Consider the following 24,211-nt stretch of genomic DNA (forward strand, 5'->3'; position numbering starts at 1 on the left):
AACTTACCCAACGATCCATTTAACTTTCTGCCCAAATTTATCATAATAACTGTTATAATAAGCCATCAAGACACATTTGCTTTTTATGCTTAAAATGTCTTTTCTTGATTGTTAGCGATGGTTTGGTCATTCAACCTTTTAGCATCAATTATCTCAAATTCATCAAAATTATTGTTAAAAATACTTTAAAATAGCTTAGGAATAAAGATATGCCTACCTCAATCAATCCAAGTACCACCCAAAACTTCACCGATTATAAAGTCGCTGATATCCGTTTAGCCGATTATGGTCGCCGTGAGATTGCCTTGGCAGAAGCTGAGATGCCAGCCCTGATGGGGTTAAGAAAACGCTATCAAGACCAGCAACCACTTAAGGGCGCTAAAATCCTAGGCTGTATCCACATGACCATTCAAACAGCGGTGCTGATTGAGACTTTGGTTGCCTTGGGTGCCCAAGTTCGCTGGACATCATGCAATATTTTTAGCACCCAAGACCACGCCGCCGCTGCCATGGCGGCCGCTGGTATCCCTGTGTTTGCATGGAAAGGGGAAACCGAAGAAGAATACGAGTGGTGTTTACGCCAACAAATTCATGATGGCAGTGGCTCTCAAAATCAGGGCAAACTTTGGGATGCCAACCTCATCTTAGATGATGGTGGCGATTTGACTGCCCTTATCCACAATGACTATCCACAGATGCTCAAGGGCATTCATGGCATCAGTGAAGAGACCACCACAGGCGTGCATCGTCTGCTGGACATGCTGAATAAAGGCACACTCAAAGTCCCTGCCATCAATGTCAATGATGCCATCACCAAATCCAAAAACGACAACAAATACGGCTGTCGCCACAGTCTGAACGATGCCATCAAGCGTGCCACCGACATGCTACTGGCTGGTCGCCGTGCCTTAGTCATCGGCTATGGTGATGTGGGCAAAGGCTCAGCCCAAAGCCTGCGTCAAGAAGGCATGATTGTGCGAGTCAGCGAAATTGACCCCATCTGTGCCATGCAAGCGTGTATGGACGGTTATGAATTGGTTTCGCCTTTTATCAATGGTGAGCCAAGTCAAGGCGTGAACACTACGCTCTTACAAGACACCGACCTTATCGTGACCACCACAGGCAATTATCATGTCTGCAACAGCAACATGTTAACCGCCCTGAAATCTGGGGCGGTGGTCTGTAATATCGGACACTTTGATACCGAGATTGACACCAACTTTATGCGTGATAACTGGCGATGGGTTGAAGTCAAACCACAAGTGCATCAAGTCTACCGCTCTGATGATGAGCGTGATTATTTGCTGGTGTTGTCTGAAGGTCGGTTGGTAAATTTGGGCAATGCCACAGGGCATCCCTCTAGGGTAATGGACGGCTCTTTTGCCAATCAAGTGCTGGCACAGATGTATCTGTATCAACAAAAATTTGCCAATTTGCCAGTGGACAAAAAAGCAGACAGCCTGTATGTCAAAGTCCTGCCTAAAAAGCTTGATGAAGAGGTCGCTGCCGCCATGGTGGCAGGATTTAATGGGGTCATCACCAAGCTCACCCAAACCCAAGCGGACTACATCGGTGTGCCGATAGATGGCCCGTTTAAAGCAGAAGATTATAAGTATTAATCAGTATTATATGATAAATTCATCAGACAAAAGCGGTAAATCTATTACCGCTTTTGTTATGTCATCAGGATATGTTTACTCATAATTACCTTGACAGATTAAGACCAAATCACCCACATCTCACCAAAAGCCCCAATAATCTATGATATAATTGGCATAGTCGTATCATTTAAGTAATGACATCCAAATCACAAGATGATAAAATCAGCTTTGATGACTGATTTTAAGGTTCATCACATCAAAAGCGTCTTATCAATCAACAATCCAACAAGGAGCTTTTATGACAAAGCCACGCTTACGATCACATATCTTTGCCATCAGTTTTGGTATATTTGCTAGCCTAACTATGCTCTCTGCTTGCGGTAAACCCAGCAAAATTCATACACCATCCATAACGCACCAAAATATGTTACCTAGCAACACCTTGGCACAATTATCCGCCCTGCCCCAGCTTACCCAAGGTTTGGGCGACACAGGCAAAAGCGTCATTGACCCAAATAAGCCAACTTTGGTGAAGTTTTGGGCAAGCTGGTGCCCTTTGTGTTTAGCCACCTTACAAGAAACGCATGATTGGCGTGATGACCCTAATTTGGCAGGCTTTAACATCATTACCGTTGCCAGCCCCACTCACTTAAACGAAAAAAATACCCAAGATTTTACCGACTGGTATCAAGTGCTACAAGCAGATTATCCAAATCTGCCCGTGCTCATTGACAGTAGCGGCCAACTCATTAAAGAACTTGGTGTACAGGTCTACCCCAGCTGGGCAATCTTGGACAAAAATGGGCAACTTGTGTATCTTAATAAAGGCAATCTTAGCTTTGAGCAAGTGTCTTATTTGGCAAAAAATCCACAAGAGCTAGACCAGCTTAAAGCCCAAGGTGGGCAGACCGCCATGCCCACCAAAAATAAAGATGGTGTATATTATAACGATCAAGGCCAGCCTTTAAATACCAAAACCATCCATCTGGCGGGCGGCTGTTTTTGGGGTGTAGAAGCTTACTTTGAGCGTATCGATGGCGTGGTAGATGCTGTCAGTGGTTATGCCAATGGCAATGAAACAATCGCCAATCCAAGCTATGAGCAAGTCATTGCAGGCTCAGGACACGCCGAGACCGTCAAAGTGGTTTATGATGCCGATAAGGTGGATTTGGACACTCTATTACAATATTATTTTAGGATTGTTGACCCAACCAGCGTCAATAAACAAGGTCATGACCGTGGCATACAGTATCGCACAGGCGTTTATTATACCGATCCAAGCGACAAAGCGATTATTGAGAATGCTTTAAATGAATTACAACAAAAATATAAAGCACCCATCGTCGTCGAAAATCTACCTCTAAGGCATTTTTCCCCTGCTGAAGAGTATCACCAAGATTATCTCACCAAAAACCCAAATGGCTACTGTCATGTGGATCTAAGCCTTGCCAATGATAAAATCACGAGTAAAGCTCCCACCCTACCAAAGGCAAGCACCGTTCAAGAAGCTCTTGACCCAAGACGCTATCAAGCTTTTACTAAAGGTAATTTAAAAAATAGCTTAACCAAAGCTCAATATGATATCACCCAAAACGCAGGCACGGAGCGGGCATTTAGCCATGCCTACGACCATCTGTTTGATGATGGGCTGTATGTAGACATTGTCAGCGGTGAGCCACTGTTTTTATCTACCGATAAATACAACTCAGGCTGTGGCTGGCCAAGCTTTACCAAGCCGATTGATCCACAAGTCATCAGCGAGCATACCGACACGAGCTATAATATGATACGCACCGAGGTACGCTCACGCATTGCCAATTCACATTTGGGGCATGTGTTCCCTGATGGTCCAAAGGCACGGGGCGGACTGCGTTACTGCATCAATGGCGATGCATTAAAATTCATTCCCAAAGCGGACATGGAAAAACAAGGCTACGGGGCGTTATTGCCACTCATTAAGCCTGCCCAACCTTAATAATTAATCTTAATAATTAATTATTAAGATAAAAAATGGCACAGTTTAGGCTTGTGCCATTTTTTTTACTTAAAATGACGCCAAATCATTCAAAAAGCTGCGATAATTTTATTCAAATTGATTAAATCTTGCTATAATAGTAAGATTTAGACATCTTTGAGAATACCGCATAGCACAGTTTTTTATCATTCTGATCGCTAGGTATATTTACTGATTGCTTGGCAAAAAGCATGCCTGCCTTATATTAATCATATCACTCACACCAAGCCCAATACGACATTGGTCGCTGATTTGGGTTTAATTTAAGTCATTTAACCGGTCAAATATGCCAAGATTTTTTGTTGATACACCGCTCACCACCAACCTGATTGGACAAATCATCGCCCTGCCTGATCATGTCACACATCATTGGTGCAAGGTGCTGCGCGCTTCGGTTGGTGATTGTGCCTTTTTATTTGATGGGATGGGCGGTGAGTACACAGTAACGCTGACACATATTCATAAAAAATCTGCCAGCGTCAAGATTGACGCCTATCACCCCATCAACCGTACGCCACCGTTTCGTGCCAGTATCGGCTTGGTGATGAGCCGTGGTGATCGTATGGATTATGCCATACAAAAAGCCACCGAAATGGGCGTTCATTGTATTCATTTATTGACCAGTGACCGTTGCCAAGCCCATCTCAAATACGACAGAGATTTTAAGAAAATCACACATTGGCAAAGTATCGCTGTCGCTGCTTGTGAGCAGTGCGGTATGAATATCATTCCAAACATTATCGCACCCATCTTACTTGATGAATGGGTGGCCAACTGTCAAGATGAACTGAAACTGGTACTTGCACTTAGTGAAAATAACCCTACTTTTAACAAACTTGTACCAAAAAATATCAGCCTGTTGATCGGTGCCGAAGGCGGCTTAAGCCCAAGAGAGATTGATTTGGCGATTCATCATGGTTTTGTGCCATGGCGGATTGGCGAGCGTGTGCTTCGTACAGAAACCGCACCTGTGGTCGCCTTGAGTGCATTGACACTTTTGGCTAGCCTCAACCAATCACCACTTTAATTAGCCGTATAACGCCTGCCACAGTCGCACGGCTTGTGCCATCGGCTTAACATCATGTACACGCACAATATGCACGCCTTGCTGTAGTGCGATAAAATGTGCAAGCGTCCCCAAATTATCTCTCTCAATCGGTTGATGATTTTTAAGATATTCAAGTCCGCTATTGGTTAAAACCTCACCCAAAAATCGCTTGCGGGATACGCCAAACAACATAGGCATCTGAAAATGCTGAATGATTTGCTGTAAATTTTGCATAATTTGAATGTGATGTTCATAATTTTTTGAAAATCCCATACCAATATCAATGATAATTTTTTCTTGCCTAATGCCTGCGTCCATCGCCTTATCAATTCTTATTTGAAGCTCAGTGCTAATCTCAGCAAGCACATCGTTATAACTTGTCAACTCATTCATCGTCTGAGTCATGGTATCAGGCGTACCACGGCTGTGCATGATGACCACAGGACACTCAAGATCAGCCACCATATCACAAGCGCCCTCTCGGCTTAGACCACGCACATCATTGACAATGTCGGCACCTGCACCAATTGCCTGAAGCATCACCGCAGGGTCACTGGTATCCACAGACAGCCACAAATCTTCACCAAAATTTTCACGAATAGCGGCGATGATGGGTATCACACGCTCAAGCTCTTCATCAGTACTAACCTTTGGGGCATAGGGGCGTGTGGATTCTCCACCAATATCAATGATATCAACATCATAGGCGATCATCTGCTCGGCGTGAACCAAAGCAGCATCCAAATGGTTAAAACGCCCCCCATCTGAAAATGAATCTGGTGTCATATTAAGTACGCCCATCACCTTTGGCACATCAAAAGTCATGACTTTATTACGGTGACGAATGGATTTTGTCATAGAATAAGACATAAAATACACTCAAGCTTTCAAATACCTTATCATACCATAACTTGATTTTTTGGGTAGGTAATCCCCATTAAAGCATTTTACATATTAATTTTAAGGATTCGTATTGCAATATTTTGACAGACACGAAGGCGGAGAAAATGCCATTTTGGTTCACTTAGACATTCATCAAATCACCGATCCTGATGACCTAGAAGAATTTCGCTTGTTAGTACATTCAGCAGGTGCAAACGAAATAGAAATCATCACAGGCAGTCGCAGTAAGCCACATGCCAAATACTTTGTTGGTACAGGCAAAGCCGAAGAAATCGCTGAAGCAGTCAAGCGTTTTCGTGATACCAATGACGATAATACAGATGATGTTATTGTGATTTTTAATCACACACTCACGCCAAGTCAGGAGCGAAACTTAGAATCATTGATCAAATGCCGTGTGCTTGACCGCACGGGGCTGATTTTGGATATCTTTGCACAGCGTGCACGCACGCATGAAGGTAAGTTACAAGTTGAGCTTGCACAGCTCAATCACCTTGCCACACGCCTTGTGCGTGGCTGGACGCATCTAGAACGCCAAAAAGGTGGTATTGGCCTGCGTGGTCCTGGTGAAACTCAGTTAGAAACGGATCGCCGATTGCTCCAGATTCGGGTGACACAGCTCAAAGCCAAGCTTGATAAGGTCAAACAAACCCGTAAACAAGGTCGTGCTAAACGCCAAAAATCAGACATTCCGACCATATCATTGGTCGGCTATACCAATGCAGGCAAATCAACGCTATTTAACCACTTAACTGACGATAATATCTATGCTGCCGATCAACTTTTTGCGACCCTTGATCCAACACTACGGCGTGTCAAATGGCCAGGTGTCGGCAATGTGGTACTGGCAGATACGGTAGGATTTGTACGCCATTTGCCACATGAGCTGGTAGAAAGCTTTCATGCGACACTAGAGGAGACGCTTGAGGCGGATTTGTTGCTGCATGTGATTGATGCCGCCAGCGAGGATATGCACGCTCAAATCGAGGCGGTCAATGATGTGCTTGAGCAAATACAGGCAGATGCGCCGATTTTATTGGTATTTAATAAAATTGACAAAAGTGGTGAACCTGCCAAAATACATTATCAAGACCATGGCGTGCCACATCGGGTCTATGTGTCTGCCAAAGAAAATTTGGGCATAAACCAGCTGATGTTAGCAGTCCAAGAACTTTTATCAGGACAGCTAAACCATTATACGCTGACCTTACCTCACCATGCAGGCGCCCTAAAAAATACCTTGCATGAGCTTGGCGTCATTGAGTCAGAAAGCTTTGATGAATTGGGCCATCAAATCCTAAGCGTACAGCTGTCGCCTGCTAAGCTGACTCAGCTCCTTGGTCAATATGCACTCAATCCCAAACAAGTGCTACCACCAAACGAAGCTGCAAGCTTAGAGCCTGCACTTGAGCCATTTGAAGAAGTGCTTAAGCAACATGATGATAAGTCAGACGATCAGCTTAATCCCTTTTGTTTATAATCAAAAAAAAGACTGCTCAATCAAGCAGTCTTTTTTTGATGATAAAATAGCTAGTAAAGATTAACCATGAAATTTTTGCAATGAAGCGATACGATCATCTAAAGTGGGGTGTGAGCGAAATAAGCTGGCAATGCTAAAACCTTGAGATTGACCACTTGCAATCGCAAATGCTTTCATTGCTTCAGGCATCTGATCTGGGCGTGCCTCAGCAGGACGCAAGGCATTGAGTGCACTGATCATCTTATCACGACCAGCCAAACGCGCACCCATTTCATCAGCACGATATTCACGCAATCTAGAAAACCACATGACAATCGCAGATGCCAAAATCCCAAGCAAAATATCCATCACCATGCTGGTGACAAAATAGGCAATGCCAGGTGAGCTGCTTTCATTTTTAAAGATCGCACGATCCACAAAATTACCAATGATACGCGCAAAGAACATCACAAAGGCATTGACCACACCTTGAATCAGTGCCAAAGTCACCATATCACCATTGGCAACATGGCCAATTTCGTGTGCAAGCACCGCTTCGACTTCATCAGGTGTCATCGTATGGATCAGCCCTGTCGATACTGCAACTAATGCCTTATTTTTATTCCAGCCAGTAGCAAATGCGTTGGGCTGGGCATTATCAAAAATACCCACCTCAGGCATACCAATGCCAACTTCACGCGCTTGACGGGCAACCATATCCACCAACCATTGCTCTGTACCATTTTTTGGGGTATCAATCACCACGGTACCTGTTGATTTTTTAGCCATCCACTTGGACAAAAACAACGAAATGACTGAGCCAATCATACCGTATAACAAACACATCACCGCCAAGCTGACATAGTTTAGCCCGCCTGAACCATGGACATTGCCCAGACCAAAGACTTGTGAGAGTACCATAAATACGATACTAAAGACAATCAATACGGCTAAGTTGGTTAATAAGAATAAACCAATTCGCATCATCTGTGAATTTCCTTTTATAAATCAAAAATATAACTACCTAAAGTCTTACTTATTATAATGACAAATACGCAAAATAAAAGGCAAAAACTTTGATGAGTGGAAGTTTTTGCCGATATAGACACAAAAAGCTAACAATTTTTTGGGTTTAAGTCATTTTAATTCAGCCTAGATAAAGATCTGATTATTCATTGTTTGAAAAATAAATATGTGCAGATGCGTCACGATTAATCACAGGATTGCTTGGTGCCCTTTGTGTGATTGGCTGAGCGTAGGAAGTTGTTGTTGTCTTTACCTGAGCTACTGGCGTGCTATTCATCGCAAGCATGGTACGATTCGCATCATAGCCTTGATACAATGCCGCATCCATACGATAAATGTTGTTGTAGCGGTCATTTACCTTAATCACATAATTTTTGGTTTCACGAAATGGAGGAATACCGCCATATTTTTTGACATTACCAGGGCCTGCATTATAAGCGGCAATCACATGATTTGGATTGCTAAATTGGTGTTGTAAATACGCCAAATATTTGGTACCACCTTCAATGTTTTGGGCAGGATCCCATGCATTATATACACCCATATCACGAGCCGTACCTGGCATCAGCTGCATAAGACCCATGGCGCCCATGCGTGAACGCACATTGGGGTTAAAGCTTGATTCGGTATGGATGACCGCCTTAATTAAGGCGGGATCTACGCCATGTCTTGCCGCAGATTCTCGAATGAGATGGTCGTATGTACTACGCTCAGAATAATCACCTGAGTAGCTTGCATAACTGTTTGCAACAAAATTTGCAGAAAAATTGGTCGTAGGCTCATTATAATGATACAAACGGCCAACCGTTTGAGACTCGTTACTTAATTTGGTGAATTTTTGTGAATTGATGGTATCGGTTTGCAGCTTAGTCAAAAAACCAGGCTCTACAGCGTTTTGGCTGCTTGATGAAGTATAAGCTGATGCCACAGTCGCATGGGCAGAACCTTGAGGTGCAATATAAACCGAGATAGAGTTTTGGGCAAATGCACTACCGCTAAGCATGCCAAATGTCGCTAAAGTTAGGGCATTTACATGGGTTTTTGAAGTTTGCATATCGTTGTTTATTCATCGTTTCGGTAAAAAATTTGGCACATTATATCATAAAATTAATAAATACCATGATGAAACGCTGATAAATACAAAATGCTGTACTTTAGAAACACGCAAACCTAACAATTTTTCTAAACTTTCAAGAGTTTTGCTTATTGTTAGGTAATATAAGTGCTTTTTATTTATTAATTTTTATGATAAATAATTGTGATAGATAAAAAGCCCATTTTAAATCATTGTCATGTTAAGACAACCACCAAAGCACCGCCACAGGCAGCCACATGGCGGTCACTAAACCATTAATTGCTAGGCCAAACGCTGCATAACGCCCCGCTGTCGGACTGATCATCCACGCTTCTACTGTACCGATAGCATGTGCTACCAGCCCCAACGCCAAGCCTTGGGCGCGTTCATCCTGAATATTTTTGAATAAAATTCGGCACACGCCTGCACCCAAAATACCAGAAACGATGATGATCAAATTTGCCATCACTAAAGGCGCGTCAATAATTTGTGCGACCGACAACCCCACAGGTGTCGTCACAGAACGCGTGGCAAATGCCAAAATGGTATCCATATTTAGCGTCAATAGATAACCCAAAGACATCGGTAAAATCGCCCCAACGATACTTGCCAATATCACCACCACGCCCAGTTTTTTGACTGGCAAACCTTTAAAATCCATGCCCGCTAATGGCACCGCTAACAGTACTGTACTATAACCAAGCAAGCGATCAAAAACAGGTCTGGCATGTGCGTAATAAGTATGATAATCAAGCCCAATGACGAATAATAAAATCGGCGTCAATATGATAGCAACGATGATCATAGGCACGCCTTTGATAAACTTATTTAAATAACGAAGGACATATTTGGCCCCAATATGTGCAATCAAAGTAATGATAAAAGCAATCAAAATCGTGGTAGTGTCAAGCATCATAATCCACCTCTGTGATTTTTGGTGTCGCTACTGCCAAGCCACAGAGCGGATAATTTGGCAAATGCCCAAAGTGGTATCAGAGTGCTGATTATAATGGTCGCCGAGACTGACAGCAAATCCTCGCCAAGCCCAAACAGCAAAATCCCTGCACCTGCTGAGACTGGTAAAAAAGCAAAACCACTATCAACCAGTAAGGTACTTGCTGAGCTTGATAGCCATGCTGGCAGCCCTACCGACATACGCACACCCACCAACACAATAAATAAGCTCACCAAGCCGACAATATTTGCCGCCGTTGGTATCCCAAGCCAAGTACATACCACCAATACCAATTCACGAAAACCCACCACGATGGCGGCCGTTGCGATCATGGCAAGCCAAAATCTTTTATTGCCTAATTTAAGCGTCATATTTATTCCTTTAATATAAGCATCAAATGCCAGTGGGTATTTTGCGATATTACATTAAAACACCGACTTGGTTCAAGGTCAAGCAACTGACCGATATGTTCACTATTTTTACCAATGATACTAATTTTATCAATAATATTAAATTTGTTAAATCGGTGATAATCATCTCTGTGACAATTATCGACTTGCTTTGGCATTATTTTTTATATCACTCTTTTAAAATCAGCTTCAAACCCCAATATAGGCATAAGCTTTTAGGCTTTCAAAGAAAAGTTAACGAATAAAAAATAAGGTTTTATCATTAGAATATTTTTATAAATTCATAAATTTATATTTTTAATAAAATCCTTACCGAGACTTTCACTAAGTTGAAAGATACCCAAAAAGCCAGTATAATGAAATGTTTTGATGCCCACCAAGAGACAAAATACACATGCGTGAACATAATCATATTAACGAAGATCACGACACTTCTTCATCACAGTTAGGTGCACTGATTCGCCTAGGCAAGGAGCAAGGCTATCTCACCTATGCTGAAGTGAATGACCAACTGCCAGAGTCTGTCACCGAAAGCGATCAAATTGAAGACATCATTCAGATGTTGACCGATGTGGGCATTCAAGTCTTTGAGGTAGCACCAGATGATGATGATATTTTATTATCAGACACTGGTAGCGATGATGACATCGCAACCGATGAAGCAGCAGCAGTACTAGCCTCTGTTGAAACTGAGCCTGGACGCACTACCGACCCTGTGCGTATGTATATGCGTGAGATGGGTACGGTGGATTTGCTGACCCGTGAAGGCGAAATTGGCATTGCCAAACGCATCGAGGAAGGCACTCGTGAGGTTCAATATATCATGGCGTATTGGCCTGGCACAGTAAAATTTGTGCTTGATGAATATCAGCAAGTGCTTCTTGGTGAAAAAAAGATTTCCGACATTGTCTCTGGGTTTTTAAATGGCGATGATGGCGATTTTATTTTAAACGAAGAAGAAATTGAGCTGGATCTTGGATCACCCAAAACCACCGATAAAGATGATGCTGAAGAAGATGGTGAGTCTGATGGTACTGAACTTGATGATACCGATGATTCAAGCCTAGACCCTGAAGAGGTGCGTGTCCGTTTTGAGGAGATTCAGCGTTTGTATGATGTAGCCCAAGAAGCCTTGGCTAAGCATGGGCGTGGTAGTGAAGCGGTCAAAGTTGCTTATGATGAGCTGGCCAATCATTTCATGCTCATTAAACTCAATAATCGCTTGTCGGATCAAGTCATGAGTTTGATGCGTGAAGTTTATGAAGATGTGCGAAGTAATGAACGCCGCATCATGAAACTTGTGATTCGCCATGGTAAAATGCCTATGGATGAGTTCAAAAAAACCTTCCCAAGCAACGAAACTAATCTCGAATGGCTGTCTCATCGCATCAAAGGCGGTCCTGCTTTTGCCGAAACTTTAGCCAAAATTGAGCCTGAAGTGGTTGCCTTACAGCAAAAACTCTTAGCACACGAACAGGCACTTCAAATGGACATCCGTGATATGAAGGCAGTCGCTCGCCAAATGGCCATCGGTGAGGCTAAGGCTCGTCGTGCCAAAAAAGATATGGTGGAGGCTAACTTGCGCTTGGTGATTTCTATCGCCAAAAAATACACCAACCGTGGCTTACAATTCCTTGATTTGATTCAAGAAGGTAATATTGGTCTTATGAAAGCGGTGGACAAATTTGAATATCGCCGTGGCTATAAATTCTCAACCTATGCAACTTGGTGGATTCGCCAAGCCATCACCCGCTCGATCGCTGACCAAGCACGCACAATCCGCATTCCTGTGCATATGATTGAAACGATTAACAAAATCAACCGAGTATCTCGCCAGCTACTCCAAGAAATGGGGCGTGAACCAACCCCAGAGGAGCTGGGTGAGCGTTTGGATATGGACGAAGCCAAAGTGCGTAAAGTCCTAAAAATCGCCAAAGAACCCATCTCTATGGAAACACCAATCGGTGATGATGAAGATAGCCACTTGGGTGATTTTATTGAGGATAATACCATCTCAAGCCCAATTGAAAACGCAACGGCAGAAGGCTTGCGTGAAGCGACTCGTGAGGTGCTTGATAATTTGACCGAACGAGAAGCTAAAGTTCTAAAAATGCGATTTGGTATTGATATGCCAAGCGACCATACGCTTGAAGAAGTTGGTAAGCAATTTGATGTTACCCGTGAGCGTATCCGCCAAATCGAAGCCAAAGCATTGCGTAAATTACGCCACCCTTCTCGCTCTGAACATTTACGCTCATTTTTGGAAAATGATTAATTTAAAAACGGTTAACCTAAATTGCAAACCAAACCTGCTGGTGTCATTAGCAGGTTTTTATTTGATTCAACCCCTTAAATCAGCAGGTAAGTTTGATTATCTTGTACAAGCAAAAACTTTGCCAAAAGCAAAGTTTTTAACACGACTATCACATACCCAAAGGTAAAGACAGTAAAATTAAAAGCGTTATAATCAACCTGGTAAATTAGGCGGCGTTGAGGGTTTTGGTAAAGAATTGATGCCATTATCGTTATAGTCGTCAGATGATTTATCCACCAGATTACCTGACTCATCCAATTCATCATTATGATACGCTTCGATCGCTTCTCGGATATCATCGGGCACTTCACCCTTTGATGCGTCTTTGGGTTTATTGCGTCCTAAGCGGCGGACAATTGAATCAGCAAAAATGTGATTGGCTTTTTCGTCCGTCGCTTCCTCAAAAATAATCTCACCCAAGCTATTAATCTTGGCATATTTGACAGTTTGTTTACGCGGCCAGACAAAATCTAAGGGGCGTGTGATAAAATGATTGGTAACCAGTTTGTAAAGCTGTTTCCATTCTGTGAATTTCACCTCTTTTGAGCGTAATGCCACCATCAACGCAAGCGAAAAGCTGACCAAAAGGTTCATCATACCAATCAGCAACATGCCCACAAAAGACAATATTGCCACCTGCCAAGTCAAATGCTCAGGCGATAGATAATATAGCCCATGCACAAAGTTGGCAGAAGCAAAAGCAATATGACGGATATCCAAAGGTAACCCAAGCATATAGCCAACCGTTGCTGTACTGCCCAAAAAACAGCCAAAAATAAAGTTACCCATGATCGCACCAAGGTTGGCTTCTACAAAACTACTCATCTTATCCAGCCACCGCTTTGGCATCACACGCATCAAAACCCAATGCTTGCGTATGCGTTCACCAATTTTATTATAAGCAGCCAAATTATCATAATAGCCTGCAACCAATCCTGAGACAAATAAAAACACCCCAGCAATTGCCGCATGTGGTAATGCCAAAGAACGAATTGGGTCTAAGTCATGCAATAAATGAGCAGCTTGAGCGCCATCAATCATCGGCGTATCATAAAAATACCCCCATGCCAGTGCAATCAATAAAGCCACTGGCATCGCCACTGAAATATTACCCAAAATGGCGATAAACTGTGTGCGTAAAATATCAACAACCAATTCAGCTAATTTTGCCAGCTGCTGAGTTTTTTTGCCTGATGAGCCAGAGATGGTTGATGCGATTGCTGCTGCTGTCATTGCTGGCTGCTTGGTTGCAACAGTGCCTTTGGCAATGTGGATAAAAACAAAGCCCAAGCCATAAATCATACTATTAACAAAAGCGCGTCCAATTGGTGCTAATACCACATGGTAAGACAGCATCTTTAATGTCGCCATAAAGCCGATAAATAAGCCGCCAATGGCTGCTTTTTTATACATTTTACGGTAGCCAGTTCTATCGGTACTAATATAATGCTCACCAACACGCCCTGCATTTTCGGTTACTTTGCGTGATAAAAGGCGGGTGTTTGACTCAATCAATGAGCTAAAACTGTAGCGAGTTTTAGCAGTCTGCACCACTTCAATGGTCAAATCCGCAATCGCTTGATCACGCTTATGCTCTGCATCACTCACAAGCTCAACCAAAGTCCGCATACGCTGTAAACTTTGCTCAAGGCGTGCTAACATATTTGTCAGACGAATTGAAATACCTGTTTTATATACTCGCTTTCTGAGTGTATCGACAATATCTTCACATTGCTCCACCATCACCATCAAAGGGGCAGGGTCGATGTCTTGATCAGGGATGACATCTGTCATCAAATCCAGTTCATGAGCTTGGCGATATTGATTGACAAATAACACCGCTTCTTGATTTTGTGCCACAAATGCCGCCGAATAATTCAGCAGCTCAGGATAAAAATTCATCAGCTCAGGATGTAGGCCAATGCCACTGATGCGATATGACAATACCACGATGGCATTTAGAATGCTGTTTTTGGCTTGAGCCACCAAACTTAGATCCTGTTCATCAGGACGAATCAACGACACCAAAGCATCCCATCGTTCATCCGAGATGGATTCTACCCACTTCCAATCATTATTCCTATCAAAAAGATAATTAGCAAGCTCAACCACCGAATCCTCTTCGGGCAGTAATGGCAAAAAACGGTGGCTGATTAAGCGTGAGACACTACTTGAAAAACTTTGATCGGATGCAATGCCTGTATCTGTATATAAAGTAATTTGACGATATTTATTAATTAACCGTAAAATAAAGGCCGCCAATCCTGAACCATACTCAGGATGCTCACGCAAAAGTGCAATCAGCTCATCAAATTTGGCATCCACAATTTCATTATCTTCATCTTCGTCAGTAACACGCAAAGCATCGATCAAGCGTTTTAAGGCTTCAGGTTCTGGCAGCTCTTGTAGCATAACGATACGCTGTAATATTTGTTCAAGATTTGACATGTCATTTTCTAGCACAATGAAACTCCGCTGGATGATTTTGCCCATCAATAACATCAGATTGTAACCAATTGGACAGTGATGATTGGCTGTCTTTTGATTAACCCAAAATTTGATTTTAGTTCAAATAAGCATGATGATAAAATCGTTGCTCATGATTACCGTCAATTGGGTCTTTGCAATCATTTGGATAAAAATACTGGTGAAAAATAATCGCTACTGTATCATATTTATGTGTATTTACCAAATACTGCGGTAGGCTATCTATTCATTCATCGCCAAAAAAGGACAAAAATAATCTTTCGTCCTTTTTTGGTGTGATTGAATGCGTTAAATTAAATTAACTCAAATTTGGGTTAATTTTATGCTTAACATAACTTAATACAACCAAGCTTAAGCAAAAAATTCATTATCAAATGCCATGATTGCATTGAGCCTGCTTGCACACCGTTACGCTCGCCCAATGAGCCATTATCATTGACGATGAATTTTGGCACGATAAATAGCGAAATGCCCTTTGAGCCAGCTGGTGCGTTTGGTGTCTTGGCAAGCACAAGATGAATGATATTTTCGGTCAAATCATGCTCGCCACCTGTGATGAATATTTTGGTGCCAGTAATGGCATAGCTGCCGTCTTCATTGGGCGTGGCTCGTGTTTTGATGATACCCGAATCAGTACCCGAATGACTTTCTGTCAAGCACATCGTACCCGCCCATTGACCTGAGTACATTTTTTCAAGATATTGGGATTTTTGCTCGCAACTTGCGGTAGCCAATAAGTTAGCGTTGCTCCGACCGTCAAAATCGGATATAGGGTAAATGATTGGTTGGTAGCAAATAACATCTCTTCAACCAGCATGGTAACCATTTTTGGCATGCCTTGACCGCCATACTCTGGATCACCGCCTAAACCAACCTAGCCTGCATCTGCATAAGCACGAAAAGCCTCTTGAAAACCTGATGGTGTCGCAACTCTGCCTTCATCTAAGTATTTGGCACCTTCTTCATCACCCGACTGATTGAGTGGTAACAAAACCTCGGTGGCAAATTTTGCCATTTCATCTAAAATCATATCAACCGTTTGTTCATCAACATGGGATAAGCGGTCTGTATTTGTCCAAAATTTTGGGGCATGAAAAACTTCTTTTAGAGTAAAACACATTTCATCAAGTGGTGCAGTATAGTGCAATGTCATAAACTTTCCTTATTATCAAACCTTATTATCAAATAATACTAATCATACCATGTGATTAATTTACTATAGCTGAAAACCAATTAAAAGGCAAATTGTTCGGCGTCCATCGCCATCAAACTATCAAAGCCAGTATTAATGCGAGCCACATGAACCAAATGACGCGGCATCAGTTTGGCAAAATAAAACTCGGCAGTTTTCACTTTGGCATCATAAAAGCCGTATTCGCCTTACAATGATTTATCAGTGCCAAGATCACCATCAAACTCAGCTAATTTGGCTTTTGCCAAGACCGCTGTTCTTGCCCAAAGATATCCCAAGGTAACATAGCCGCTAAAATACAATTAATCAACCGCAGCAGCACCAACAGCTTCAGGGTTTAGCGTGCTTTGCATGGCGATACGAGAAGTCAAATCACGCCACTGCTGATTTAGCTTAGCCAGTGTACTAACCATCTGACCAACTTCATCATTATCTGCATTTTCTTGGCAAAATTGATGAATTATCTGAGTAAAATTCGCCAACATACGACCTTGTGAGCCAAGTACTTTTCTGCCAAGCAAGTCCAAAGCTTGGATTTCGGTTGTGCCTTCGTATAGGCATGAAATGCGTGTATCACGCAAGTTTTGCTCCATGCCCCATTCACTGATATAGCCATGACCACCATAGACTTGTACGCCCATATTCGCCGACTCAAGACCCGTTTCGGTCAAGAACGCTTTGGCGATTGGGGTTAATAATGACAACATTTCATCAGCAAACTTAACCTCGCTTGGGTTTTCACCTTTGGCAACAGTATCTGCAAAGTAAGACAAATAGTACACCAAAGCCCGACCACCTTCGCTAAAGGCTTTTTGGGTCAGTAGCATATTGCGTACCGCAGGATGATGAATGATGCTATCAGCTGACTTATTCGGCTCTTTGACACCCGATAAAGCACGCATGGCGGTACGCTCTTTGGCATAAGTTAGCGACCCCTGAAAAGCAAGCTCGGACGCTGCCAAACCTTGGATGGCAGTGCCTAAGCGTGCCACATTCACAAAAGTAAACATGGCATTTAGACCACGATTTTTTGGTCCGATGAGATAGCCTTTGGCATGATCAAAATTCATCACGCAAGTTGCTGATGCTTTGATACCCATTTTATGCTCAATTGAGCCACAGCTGACCGTATTACGCTCACCCACCGAACCATCATCATTGACGATGAATTTTGGCACGATAAATAGCGAGATGCCTTTGGTGCCTGCTGGTGCATCAGGCAAGCGAGCCAGTACGATATGAATGATATTTTCGGTTAAATCATGCTCACCTGCTGAGATAAAGATTTTTTGACCAGTAATGGCATAGCTGCCGTCTTCATTGGGTACAGCACGCGTCTTGATGATACCAAGGTCAGAGCCTGCATGCGATTCGGTCAAACACATAGTGCCTGACCAAGCCCCTGTATTCATCTTTTCAAGATAAGTGGCTTTTTGAACCTCTGTGCCATGATGTTCAATGGTTTGAATTGCACCATGTGATAGCCCCGGATACATCGCAAATGACCAGTTGGCAGTCCCCATCATCTCACTGACCGCACTTGATAATGATACTGGCAAGCCCAAGCCACCAAACTCAGGCTCAGCATTGATCGCAGGAAAACCAAGCTCGCAGTATTGTGCGTATGCCTCCTTAAAGCCAGTCGGTGTCGTAACAACACCATGATTAAATTGGCAGCCTTCGATATCGCCCGTACGATTCAAAGGGGCAATCACGGACTGTGCAAAATCAGCTGCCGCCTCAAGATAGCTATTGATTGTATCTGTATCAAGCTCTGCATAAGCAGACAGTTTACTGTAGTGTGATTAACTGTCCAAAAGCTCATGCATCACAAACTGGATATCACGGATAGGAGCAACATACTGCATTATTCATTCCTTTATAATAAAACTGCTCAAATAGACTGTATGAAACTTGACCAATTCCAGCTGATAAGCTTGATCAAAGCATGGCTTGGTAACAGCATCATGATATGAGCAATTAAAACCGATATACAAAATTCTCCTAAATAGAATAGCCAATGCCCTCTTGTAATGCAAACCTCCCTTTTGACTCATCAGTCATCAAAGCAGACTTGCAAAATCTTCACCATCAATTTTGGTTTTTATTTTGGTATGGCGGTATACGCATTTATCCAAATAAAAACCGTCCAATCGGTTTTGATTGAACGGTTTTTGTAAGATCTATCAATTACTTAATACGCATGTCGCCTGTCTCAACAAAGCGTTGATGCCATGACAATGCTTCTAGCAACAGATGCGGCGTGTGTACACCACCTGTTTTTTGGCTTGCCACAAATGCACGGTCATAATAATCACGAAGCATGTCACGATAATCAGGGTGTGAACAGTTGTCAATGATCACCTTAGCACGCTGTTTTGGCGATTTACCACGCAAATCTGCCATGCCTTGTTCGGTTACGATAAACATCACATCGTGTTCGGTGTGGTCATGATGGCTGACCATCGGTACAATCGCTGAGATTGCCCCACCTTTGGCGGTAGATGGGCTGACATAAATGCTAAAAAAGCCATTACGAGTAAAGTCGCCAGAGCCACCAATGCCATTCATCATGCGAGTACCCATGATGTGAGTTGAGTTGATATTACCATAAATATCCGCCTCAATCATAGAATTCATGCCAATCACCCCCAAACGGCGGATAATCTCTGGATTGTTGCTAACCTCCATGGGGCGAAGGACGATTTTGTCTTTTAAAAACTCAATATTTTCGTTAAAGCGTGCCAGTGCATCTGGACTAAATGACAAAGCGGTGGCAGAAGCGGTTTTCATTTTTTTGGCCAAAATCAAATCAAGCATGCCATCTTGAAGTACTTCGGTATAACCCTCCAAATCATCAAATGGTGCATCCAAAAGACCTGCCATGACGGCATTGGCAACATTACCCACGCCTGATTGAAGTGGCAGCAGGCTCTTAGGCAAGCGACCCGCCTTAACCTCATGGTCAAGAAAATCAATCACCTGAGCTGCAATACGCTTAGACACATCGTCAGGCTCGGCAAATTTAGAATTACGGTCGCCAGCACTCGTTAATACAATGGCAAGCACTTTATCAGGGTCAATGGCAAGCCCTGCTGTACCAATACGGTCAAATGCCCCAACGATGGGAATGGGCTTACGGTGTGGCGGCAAACCCACCTCATCATAGATGTCATGCATGCCCTCTAAGCCTACACTTAGAGCATCATTAATCTCAATGATGATTTTATCGGCGTTTTTAATCGCTTCTACGCCATGACCGATGCCCATCGCAAAAATCAGCTCACCATTTTCGGTAATGGCAGCCGCCTCAACGATGGCAATGTCAAATTTACCATAAAAGCCTTGACGCATCTGCTGTTCAACATGCGATAAGTGCATGTCTTGATAGGCAATCTCGCCTGCATTAATGCCATTACGAAGTATTGGGTCAGACTGAAATGGTGAACGAAAATGCAACGCTTTTGCCTCGGCAAGCACGCCATCACATTCAGGAGCGGTGGATGCCCCTGTTACCATACCAACGCTAAATTTTTCACCTTTGCCATGAGCGTCCTTGGCTTTATTGGCGATGGCAGTTGGTAGGGCTTTTGGGTAGCCTGCCCCTGTAAAGCCTGTGATGGCAAGCATCATACCATTTTGGATGAACTGAGCGGCTTTGTCAGCACTCATCACTTTTTCACGCAAACCTGCGTGGCGAATACGGTCAATAGACATTCTGTCTCCTTATAGATGTGTACAATTGTTTATAGCAAAAGCTATCAAGATTTTAGCACTAACCACAAATAAAATAAATAGCTTGGGTAATATTTGCCATGATTATTCAAGATTTAAGCATGTTTTAATCACCAGTTTTTTTACACCACCAACTTTGAAATTAAGTTAAAATACCAATCTATGAACCAAAAAATATTGCCTATAAAAATATCGCCCATAAGGACGATATTTTAGTTCATACATCAGATTAAGTCATAACCCTGCTTTAAGACTGGCTTCAATAAACTTATCCAAATCCCCATTTAATACCGCTGTTGTATTGGAAGTTTCAACCCCTGTTCGCAAATCCTTAATGCGTGAATCATCAAGCACATAAGAGCGAATTTGACTGCCCCAACCGATGTCGGATTTGCTCTCTTCAAGTGCTTGCTGTTTTTCCATGCGTTTTTGCATTTCAAGTTCATAGAGTTTGGCTCTGAGCATTTTCATGGCAGTATCTTTGTTGGCATGTTGAGAGCGTTCATTTTGACAAGCAACAACCACACCTGTTGGTTGATGGGTAATGCGTACTGCCGAATCGGTCGTATTGACATGCTGACCGCCTGCCCCGCTTGAACGATAAGTATCAATACGCAAATCGGCAGGGTTGATGTCAATGTCAATATTATCATCAATCTCAGGCGAGACAAACACCGCTGCAAACGAGGTATGGCGACCGTTATTACTGTCAAAAGGCGACTTACGCACCAAGCGATGCACACCAATCTCAGTGCGAAGCCAGCCAAAAGCATAATCACCTTTAACCATAATGGTTGCTGATTTGATGCCTGCCACGCCCCCCTCGGAAACCTCCAACACCTCCGCCTTAAAGCCGTGCGATTCACACCAACGCAAATACATCCGCAAGAGCATCTGGGCCCAGTCCTGTGCTTCTGTACCGCCTGAGCCTGATTGTATGTCCAAATAGCAATTATTGGCATCCATCTCACCGCTAAACATCCGCCTAAACTCCAACTCTTCTACGCTGTTTAGGGCATCATCCAGCTCCGCTTGCACATCACTAAGCAGGCTCTCATCATCATCTTCTACAGCAAGCTCTAACATGGCGGCAGCATCATCGAGTTTGGCGGATAAGCCATCTATCACGCCCACGATACCATCTAGCACTGATTTTTCCTTGCTGATTTTGGTGGCAAGGTCAGGATTGTTCCAAATGTCGGGGTTTTCTAGTTCTAAATTAACCTCTTCTAGGCGTTCTTTTTTGCTCTCAATGTCAAAGATACCCCCGAAGCTCTTGCCCACGAGCGTGCAAATCTTTGATTTGTTCTTGATACTGTGCAATTTCCATGATTTCTCCCGTGAAAACAATTCGGTAGGATTGCCGAAATTTTAAACAAAAAATTATACCAAATCTTATCTAATTTTACCATGCCAAAAGCCCATCTGGTGTTTTGATTTATGGCTTAATGGCGTGTTTGTGTTTTAATGTCAATATCAATCACATTGCCCAATCTACCACTTGCCACCCTTGTTCTTTGGCATACGCTCTTAGGGTATCATCAGGTGTGACGCAGATTGCTTCATCGGCATGGCTTAACAGTGGAATATCATTTTTTGAGTCAGAATAGGCGATGAGCTTATCAAATTTGATGCCTTGCGATTCAAAGTGATTAATAAGATTTTTTAGATGATAAAGTTTACCATCTTTAAAGTTGGGCTTATCTGCCACTTTACCTGTATAAACATCATCCACCACCTCTAGGCGAGTTGCCAAAGTATGCTCATCATCCACCTCAAATAACTTAGCAATGGGTACAACCACAAAATCATTGGTCGCACTAATCACCACGACTGTATCGCCTTGGGTACGGTGATAGGCAATTTGTTCAATCGCCTTTGGACGCATATTTGGGCGTATCCATGTCTTTAGATACTCATCTCGATAAGTATGCAAATCTGTCATGCTTTGAGTGCTTAAAAATGCCGCCACAAATTCATTATATGCCACCGCATCCAGCGTGCCTGCAATATAATCTTGATAAAATTTATCATTGGCATCGGCATAAGCTTGGGGGTCTACCAAGCCTTTTTTGACAATATATTGCCCCCAACTGTGGTCGCTGTCCACATTAATCAGTGTCATATCCAAATCAAATAACGCTAAATTTGCCATAATTTCTCATCACAACTAGATTAATCCGTAAGATACGGCGATTTTGAATAAAATACGGATCTCGTCAAACGCTTCTTTTGATAAAATCCAACCAATAAGCCCAAAAAAACAGGTTTTAAAATCTGTTTTTTTTGACTGCATTAAACTACTGAGCAGCTTTTCAGATTTGCCAATAACTCAGCAATCTCATCATTGGCCTCTTTTTCTTTTGATAGATCACCTTGAGGTGTCAAATCATCCATCACTTTCGGCAAAAGCTCTGCGATACCTTGGTAAACTTCCAATCGGCTAGCGCCTGTTTTTTGGCAAATATTTTCAATGTCTTGATGATCAAATAATCTTGCAATATCATCGGCATCAATGCCATCATTATTGGTATCGACATTCACCCAAGACTGTACCTTATTTTGTAAGCCGTTGTTAGAAAATTTGCTAAGTACGCCTGACAGGCCGCCATTTTTTTGGATAAATGTCAATACAATTGGCAACAAAGCAAGCAACAGTGTACTTTTATTCATGCCAGCCGATTTGACATTACCACGACCCAAAACCGCACCAAGCACATTGCCCAAATCGCCAGCACTGGTATTTTGTTGATTGTTGCCCAATAAACTGCCCAACACAGCATCAAGCGGTGAGCCTTGTGTTTGCTTGCCCATTTGTGTACCAATGACACTGCCCAATAGACCGCCTAAGCTTGCACTGGTGGCATTGGATTGACCACCTGTTAAACCGCTTAATAAACCACCCAAGCCGCCTTGCTGGGGGTTTGGTGGTACTTGCTGAGCTTTAGGTGGCGACTGTACGGTATTTTTTAAGACTTCTGTAACAATGCTTTGTAATAAGCTCATATCATTTCCCCTATCCTAAATCATCTATTGTATGATAAATCGTTGATAAAAACATCATACAAGTTAACATTTTTCATCACTTTAATCACAAAACTTTCATAACAAATCTCAATGATGATGTCGTCATCTTAACAAAATCCAGTACATCACGGAACAGTGTTTTTGTAAACATTTGTGCTATTTTTGGTAAAGTCTTGCCAGTGCAGATAATTTAGAAAAATTGTGTGAATCGGTCTGATCGGCAAAGATAATAACGCTTAACGGCTGCCTTCTTGGGCTGATGGCATAAAAATTTATCACCACAACCAAACTCAATCCCAAATCAACCAAGCGGATATCATGTAAATAAGCTTGATGGATCACATGTGTATCTTTTGGGTCATCTTGAGTGGTTGCCGCTTGTTTTGAACGGATAGGAAAAGACAACAGCCAAACACCATCAATCTGACGGCTGCTCATCTGACGGATGCCTGATCTTTGATGATAAGCATAAAAACCAATCAATACGCCTGTACATACACCCAAACTTACCCATTGCCACCATGACAAGCCGACAGCCAAACAGATGAGTAGAACCAAAACTATGGTACTCATCCACAGATACCACCCTGTGCGTGTTGGCACAAAGGCAGCATCTAACACCAAAGGATATTGAGAATAAACGCTCAAAATCTGACTGACTATTTAATCAGGCTAGACAGTGCCAGTATGACGAAGTGATTTCATCTTGTCAATCAAAGCAGCAACACCTGCCTCTGATGGCGTTTCTTGACCCAAAAAAAACACCAATAAATCTGGATCTTCATAACTTAACAATGTCTCAAATGCCTGCTGCTCATCTGCGTCTGCACTCAAATAATGCGATTTGACATAATAATCAATATAAAAATCCAATTCTTTGAGACCACGGCGAGCTTGATAGATGATACGGCGCTGTGCATCAGTGGGCTGAATGGTCATGGTGTTTCCTTATGTTATTTTGGGTG

Annotated in this window: 17 protein-coding genes and 2 pseudogenes; 5 read left to right on the plus strand and 14 right to left on the minus strand. The window is 42.7% G+C overall.

The window, feature by feature from the left end; all coding sequences use genetic code 11:
• The first annotated feature begins 209 nt into the window (after positions 1-209).
• The 3 genes from ahcY to A4U55_RS03550 all read left to right on the plus strand — a co-directional run bounded on the left by ahcY (position 210) and on the right by A4U55_RS03550 (position 4,642).
• Positions 210-1,619 carry an adenosylhomocysteinase gene (gene ahcY, locus A4U55_RS03540; RefSeq protein WP_003671565.1) on the plus strand — a complete coding sequence of 470 codons (1,410 nt, stop codon included), beginning with the start codon at positions 210-212 and terminating at the stop codon, positions 1,617-1,619.
• A gap of 280 nt (positions 1,620-1,899) precedes the next feature.
• Entirely contained in the window at positions 1,900-3,576 is a 1,677-nt protein-coding gene (gene msrAB, locus A4U55_RS03545; protein ID WP_063454018.1) for a bifunctional peptide-methionine (S)-S-oxide reductase MsrA/peptide-methionine (R)-S-oxide reductase MsrB, read from the plus strand.
• A 325-nt stretch (positions 3,577-3,901) separates the two neighbouring features.
• Positions 3,902-4,642, plus strand: coding sequence for a 16S rRNA (uracil(1498)-N(3))-methyltransferase (locus A4U55_RS03550; RefSeq protein ID WP_063454019.1), 741 nt, complete (start codon positions 3,902-3,904; stop codon positions 4,640-4,642).
• Here A4U55_RS03550 and folP read toward each other — a convergent pair whose 3' ends face one another.
• Positions 4,643-5,533 (minus strand): dihydropteroate synthase, encoded by an 891-nt coding sequence (gene folP, locus A4U55_RS03555; RefSeq protein ID WP_063454020.1) that lies wholly within the window; start codon positions 5,531-5,533, stop codon positions 4,643-4,645. It abuts the gene before it with no gap.
• A 103-nt stretch (positions 5,534-5,636) separates the two neighbouring features.
• Here folP and hflX point away from each other — a divergent pair, with 103 nt between their 5' ends.
• The gene (hflX, locus tag A4U55_RS03560) at positions 5,637-7,046 is read left to right on the plus strand and encodes a ribosome rescue GTPase HflX (protein WP_013107828.1); all 1,410 of its coding nucleotides are present in this window, start codon (positions 5,637-5,639) and stop codon (positions 7,044-7,046) included.
• A 60-nt stretch (positions 7,047-7,106) separates the two neighbouring features.
• Here the strand turns inward: hflX and htpX are convergent, their stop codons facing one another.
• The 4 genes from htpX to A4U55_RS03580 form a co-directional block, all read right to left on the minus strand.
• Positions 7,107-8,012 carry a protease HtpX gene (gene htpX / locus A4U55_RS03565; RefSeq protein ID WP_003659420.1) on the minus strand — a complete coding sequence of 302 codons (906 nt, stop codon included), beginning with the start codon at positions 8,010-8,012 and terminating at the stop codon, positions 7,107-7,109.
• 181 nt (positions 8,013-8,193) lie between these two features.
• On the minus strand, positions 8,194-9,105 hold the full coding sequence (locus tag A4U55_RS03570) for a lytic transglycosylase domain-containing protein (RefSeq protein ID WP_003656667.1): 912 nt from the start codon (positions 9,103-9,105) through the stop codon (positions 8,194-8,196).
• A gap of 241 nt (positions 9,106-9,346) precedes the next feature.
• Positions 9,347-10,039 (minus strand): LrgB family protein, encoded by a 693-nt coding sequence (locus tag A4U55_RS03575; protein WP_003656668.1) that lies wholly within the window; start codon positions 10,037-10,039, stop codon positions 9,347-9,349.
• A complete protein-coding gene (locus tag A4U55_RS03580; protein ID WP_003662960.1) occupies positions 10,039-10,452 on the minus strand; it encodes a hypothetical protein in 414 nt (137 codons plus the stop codon). The genes A4U55_RS03575 and A4U55_RS03580 overlap by 1 nt, the downstream gene beginning before the upstream one ends.
• Before the next feature lie 433 nt (positions 10,453-10,885).
• Here A4U55_RS03580 and rpoD point away from each other — a divergent pair, with 433 nt between their 5' ends.
• Positions 10,886-12,766, plus strand: a complete 1,881-nt coding sequence (rpoD, locus tag A4U55_RS03590) for an RNA polymerase sigma factor RpoD (protein ID WP_003656671.1) — start codon at positions 10,886-10,888, stop codon at positions 12,764-12,766.
• 192 nt (positions 12,767-12,958) lie between these two features.
• Here rpoD and A4U55_RS03595 read toward each other — a convergent pair whose 3' ends face one another.
• From A4U55_RS03595 to A4U55_RS03645, 9 genes and pseudogenes are all read right to left on the minus strand, one after another.
• Entirely contained in the window at positions 12,959-15,307 is a 2,349-nt protein-coding gene (locus tag A4U55_RS03595) for a site-specific recombinase (RefSeq protein ID WP_063454021.1), read from the minus strand.
• Positions 15,308-15,675: 368 nt separating this feature from the next.
• Positions 15,676-16,445 (minus strand): annotated as a pseudogene (locus A4U55_RS08780) (acyl-CoA dehydrogenase family protein); the annotation flags it as partial.
• Positions 16,446-16,525: 80 nt separating this feature from the next.
• Positions 16,526-18,355, minus strand: a pseudogene (locus A4U55_RS03615) (acyl-CoA dehydrogenase C-terminal domain-containing protein).
• A gap of 319 nt (positions 18,356-18,674) precedes the next feature.
• Entirely contained in the window at positions 18,675-20,201 is a 1,527-nt protein-coding gene (locus A4U55_RS03620) for an acetyl-CoA hydrolase/transferase family protein (RefSeq protein WP_003673010.1), read from the minus strand.
• Between the two features lie 252 nt (positions 20,202-20,453).
• A protein-coding gene (gene prfB / locus A4U55_RS03625; protein WP_100185532.1) for a peptide chain release factor 2 occupies positions 20,454-21,549 on the minus strand; the annotation gives its coding sequence in 2 pieces (ribosomal slippage) (positions 20,454-21,476 and positions 21,478-21,549; 1,095 coding nt in all).
• 150 nt (positions 21,550-21,699) lie between these two features.
• The gene (locus A4U55_RS03630) at positions 21,700-22,374 is read right to left on the minus strand and encodes an HAD family hydrolase (RefSeq protein ID WP_003665161.1); all 675 of its coding nucleotides are present in this window, start codon (positions 22,372-22,374) and stop codon (positions 21,700-21,702) included.
• Between the two features lie 140 nt (positions 22,375-22,514).
• Complete coding sequence (locus A4U55_RS03635) at positions 22,515-23,225, minus strand: YidB family protein (protein WP_003656682.1); 711 nt, start codon at positions 23,223-23,225, stop codon at positions 22,515-22,517.
• A 177-nt stretch (positions 23,226-23,402) separates the two neighbouring features.
• Complete coding sequence (locus A4U55_RS03640; RefSeq protein WP_003656685.1) at positions 23,403-23,819, minus strand: hypothetical protein; 417 nt, start codon at positions 23,817-23,819, stop codon at positions 23,403-23,405.
• Positions 23,820-23,918: 99 nt separating this feature from the next.
• Entirely contained in the window at positions 23,919-24,185 is a 267-nt protein-coding gene (locus A4U55_RS03645; RefSeq protein ID WP_003656686.1) for an FAD assembly factor SdhE, read from the minus strand.
• Positions 24,186-24,211: the final 26 nt, after the last annotated feature.

Origin of the sequence: Moraxella catarrhalis (genome assembly GCF_001632285.1) — a bacterium.
Taxonomy (GTDB): Bacteria; Pseudomonadota; Gammaproteobacteria; order Pseudomonadales; family Moraxellaceae; genus Moraxella; species Moraxella catarrhalis.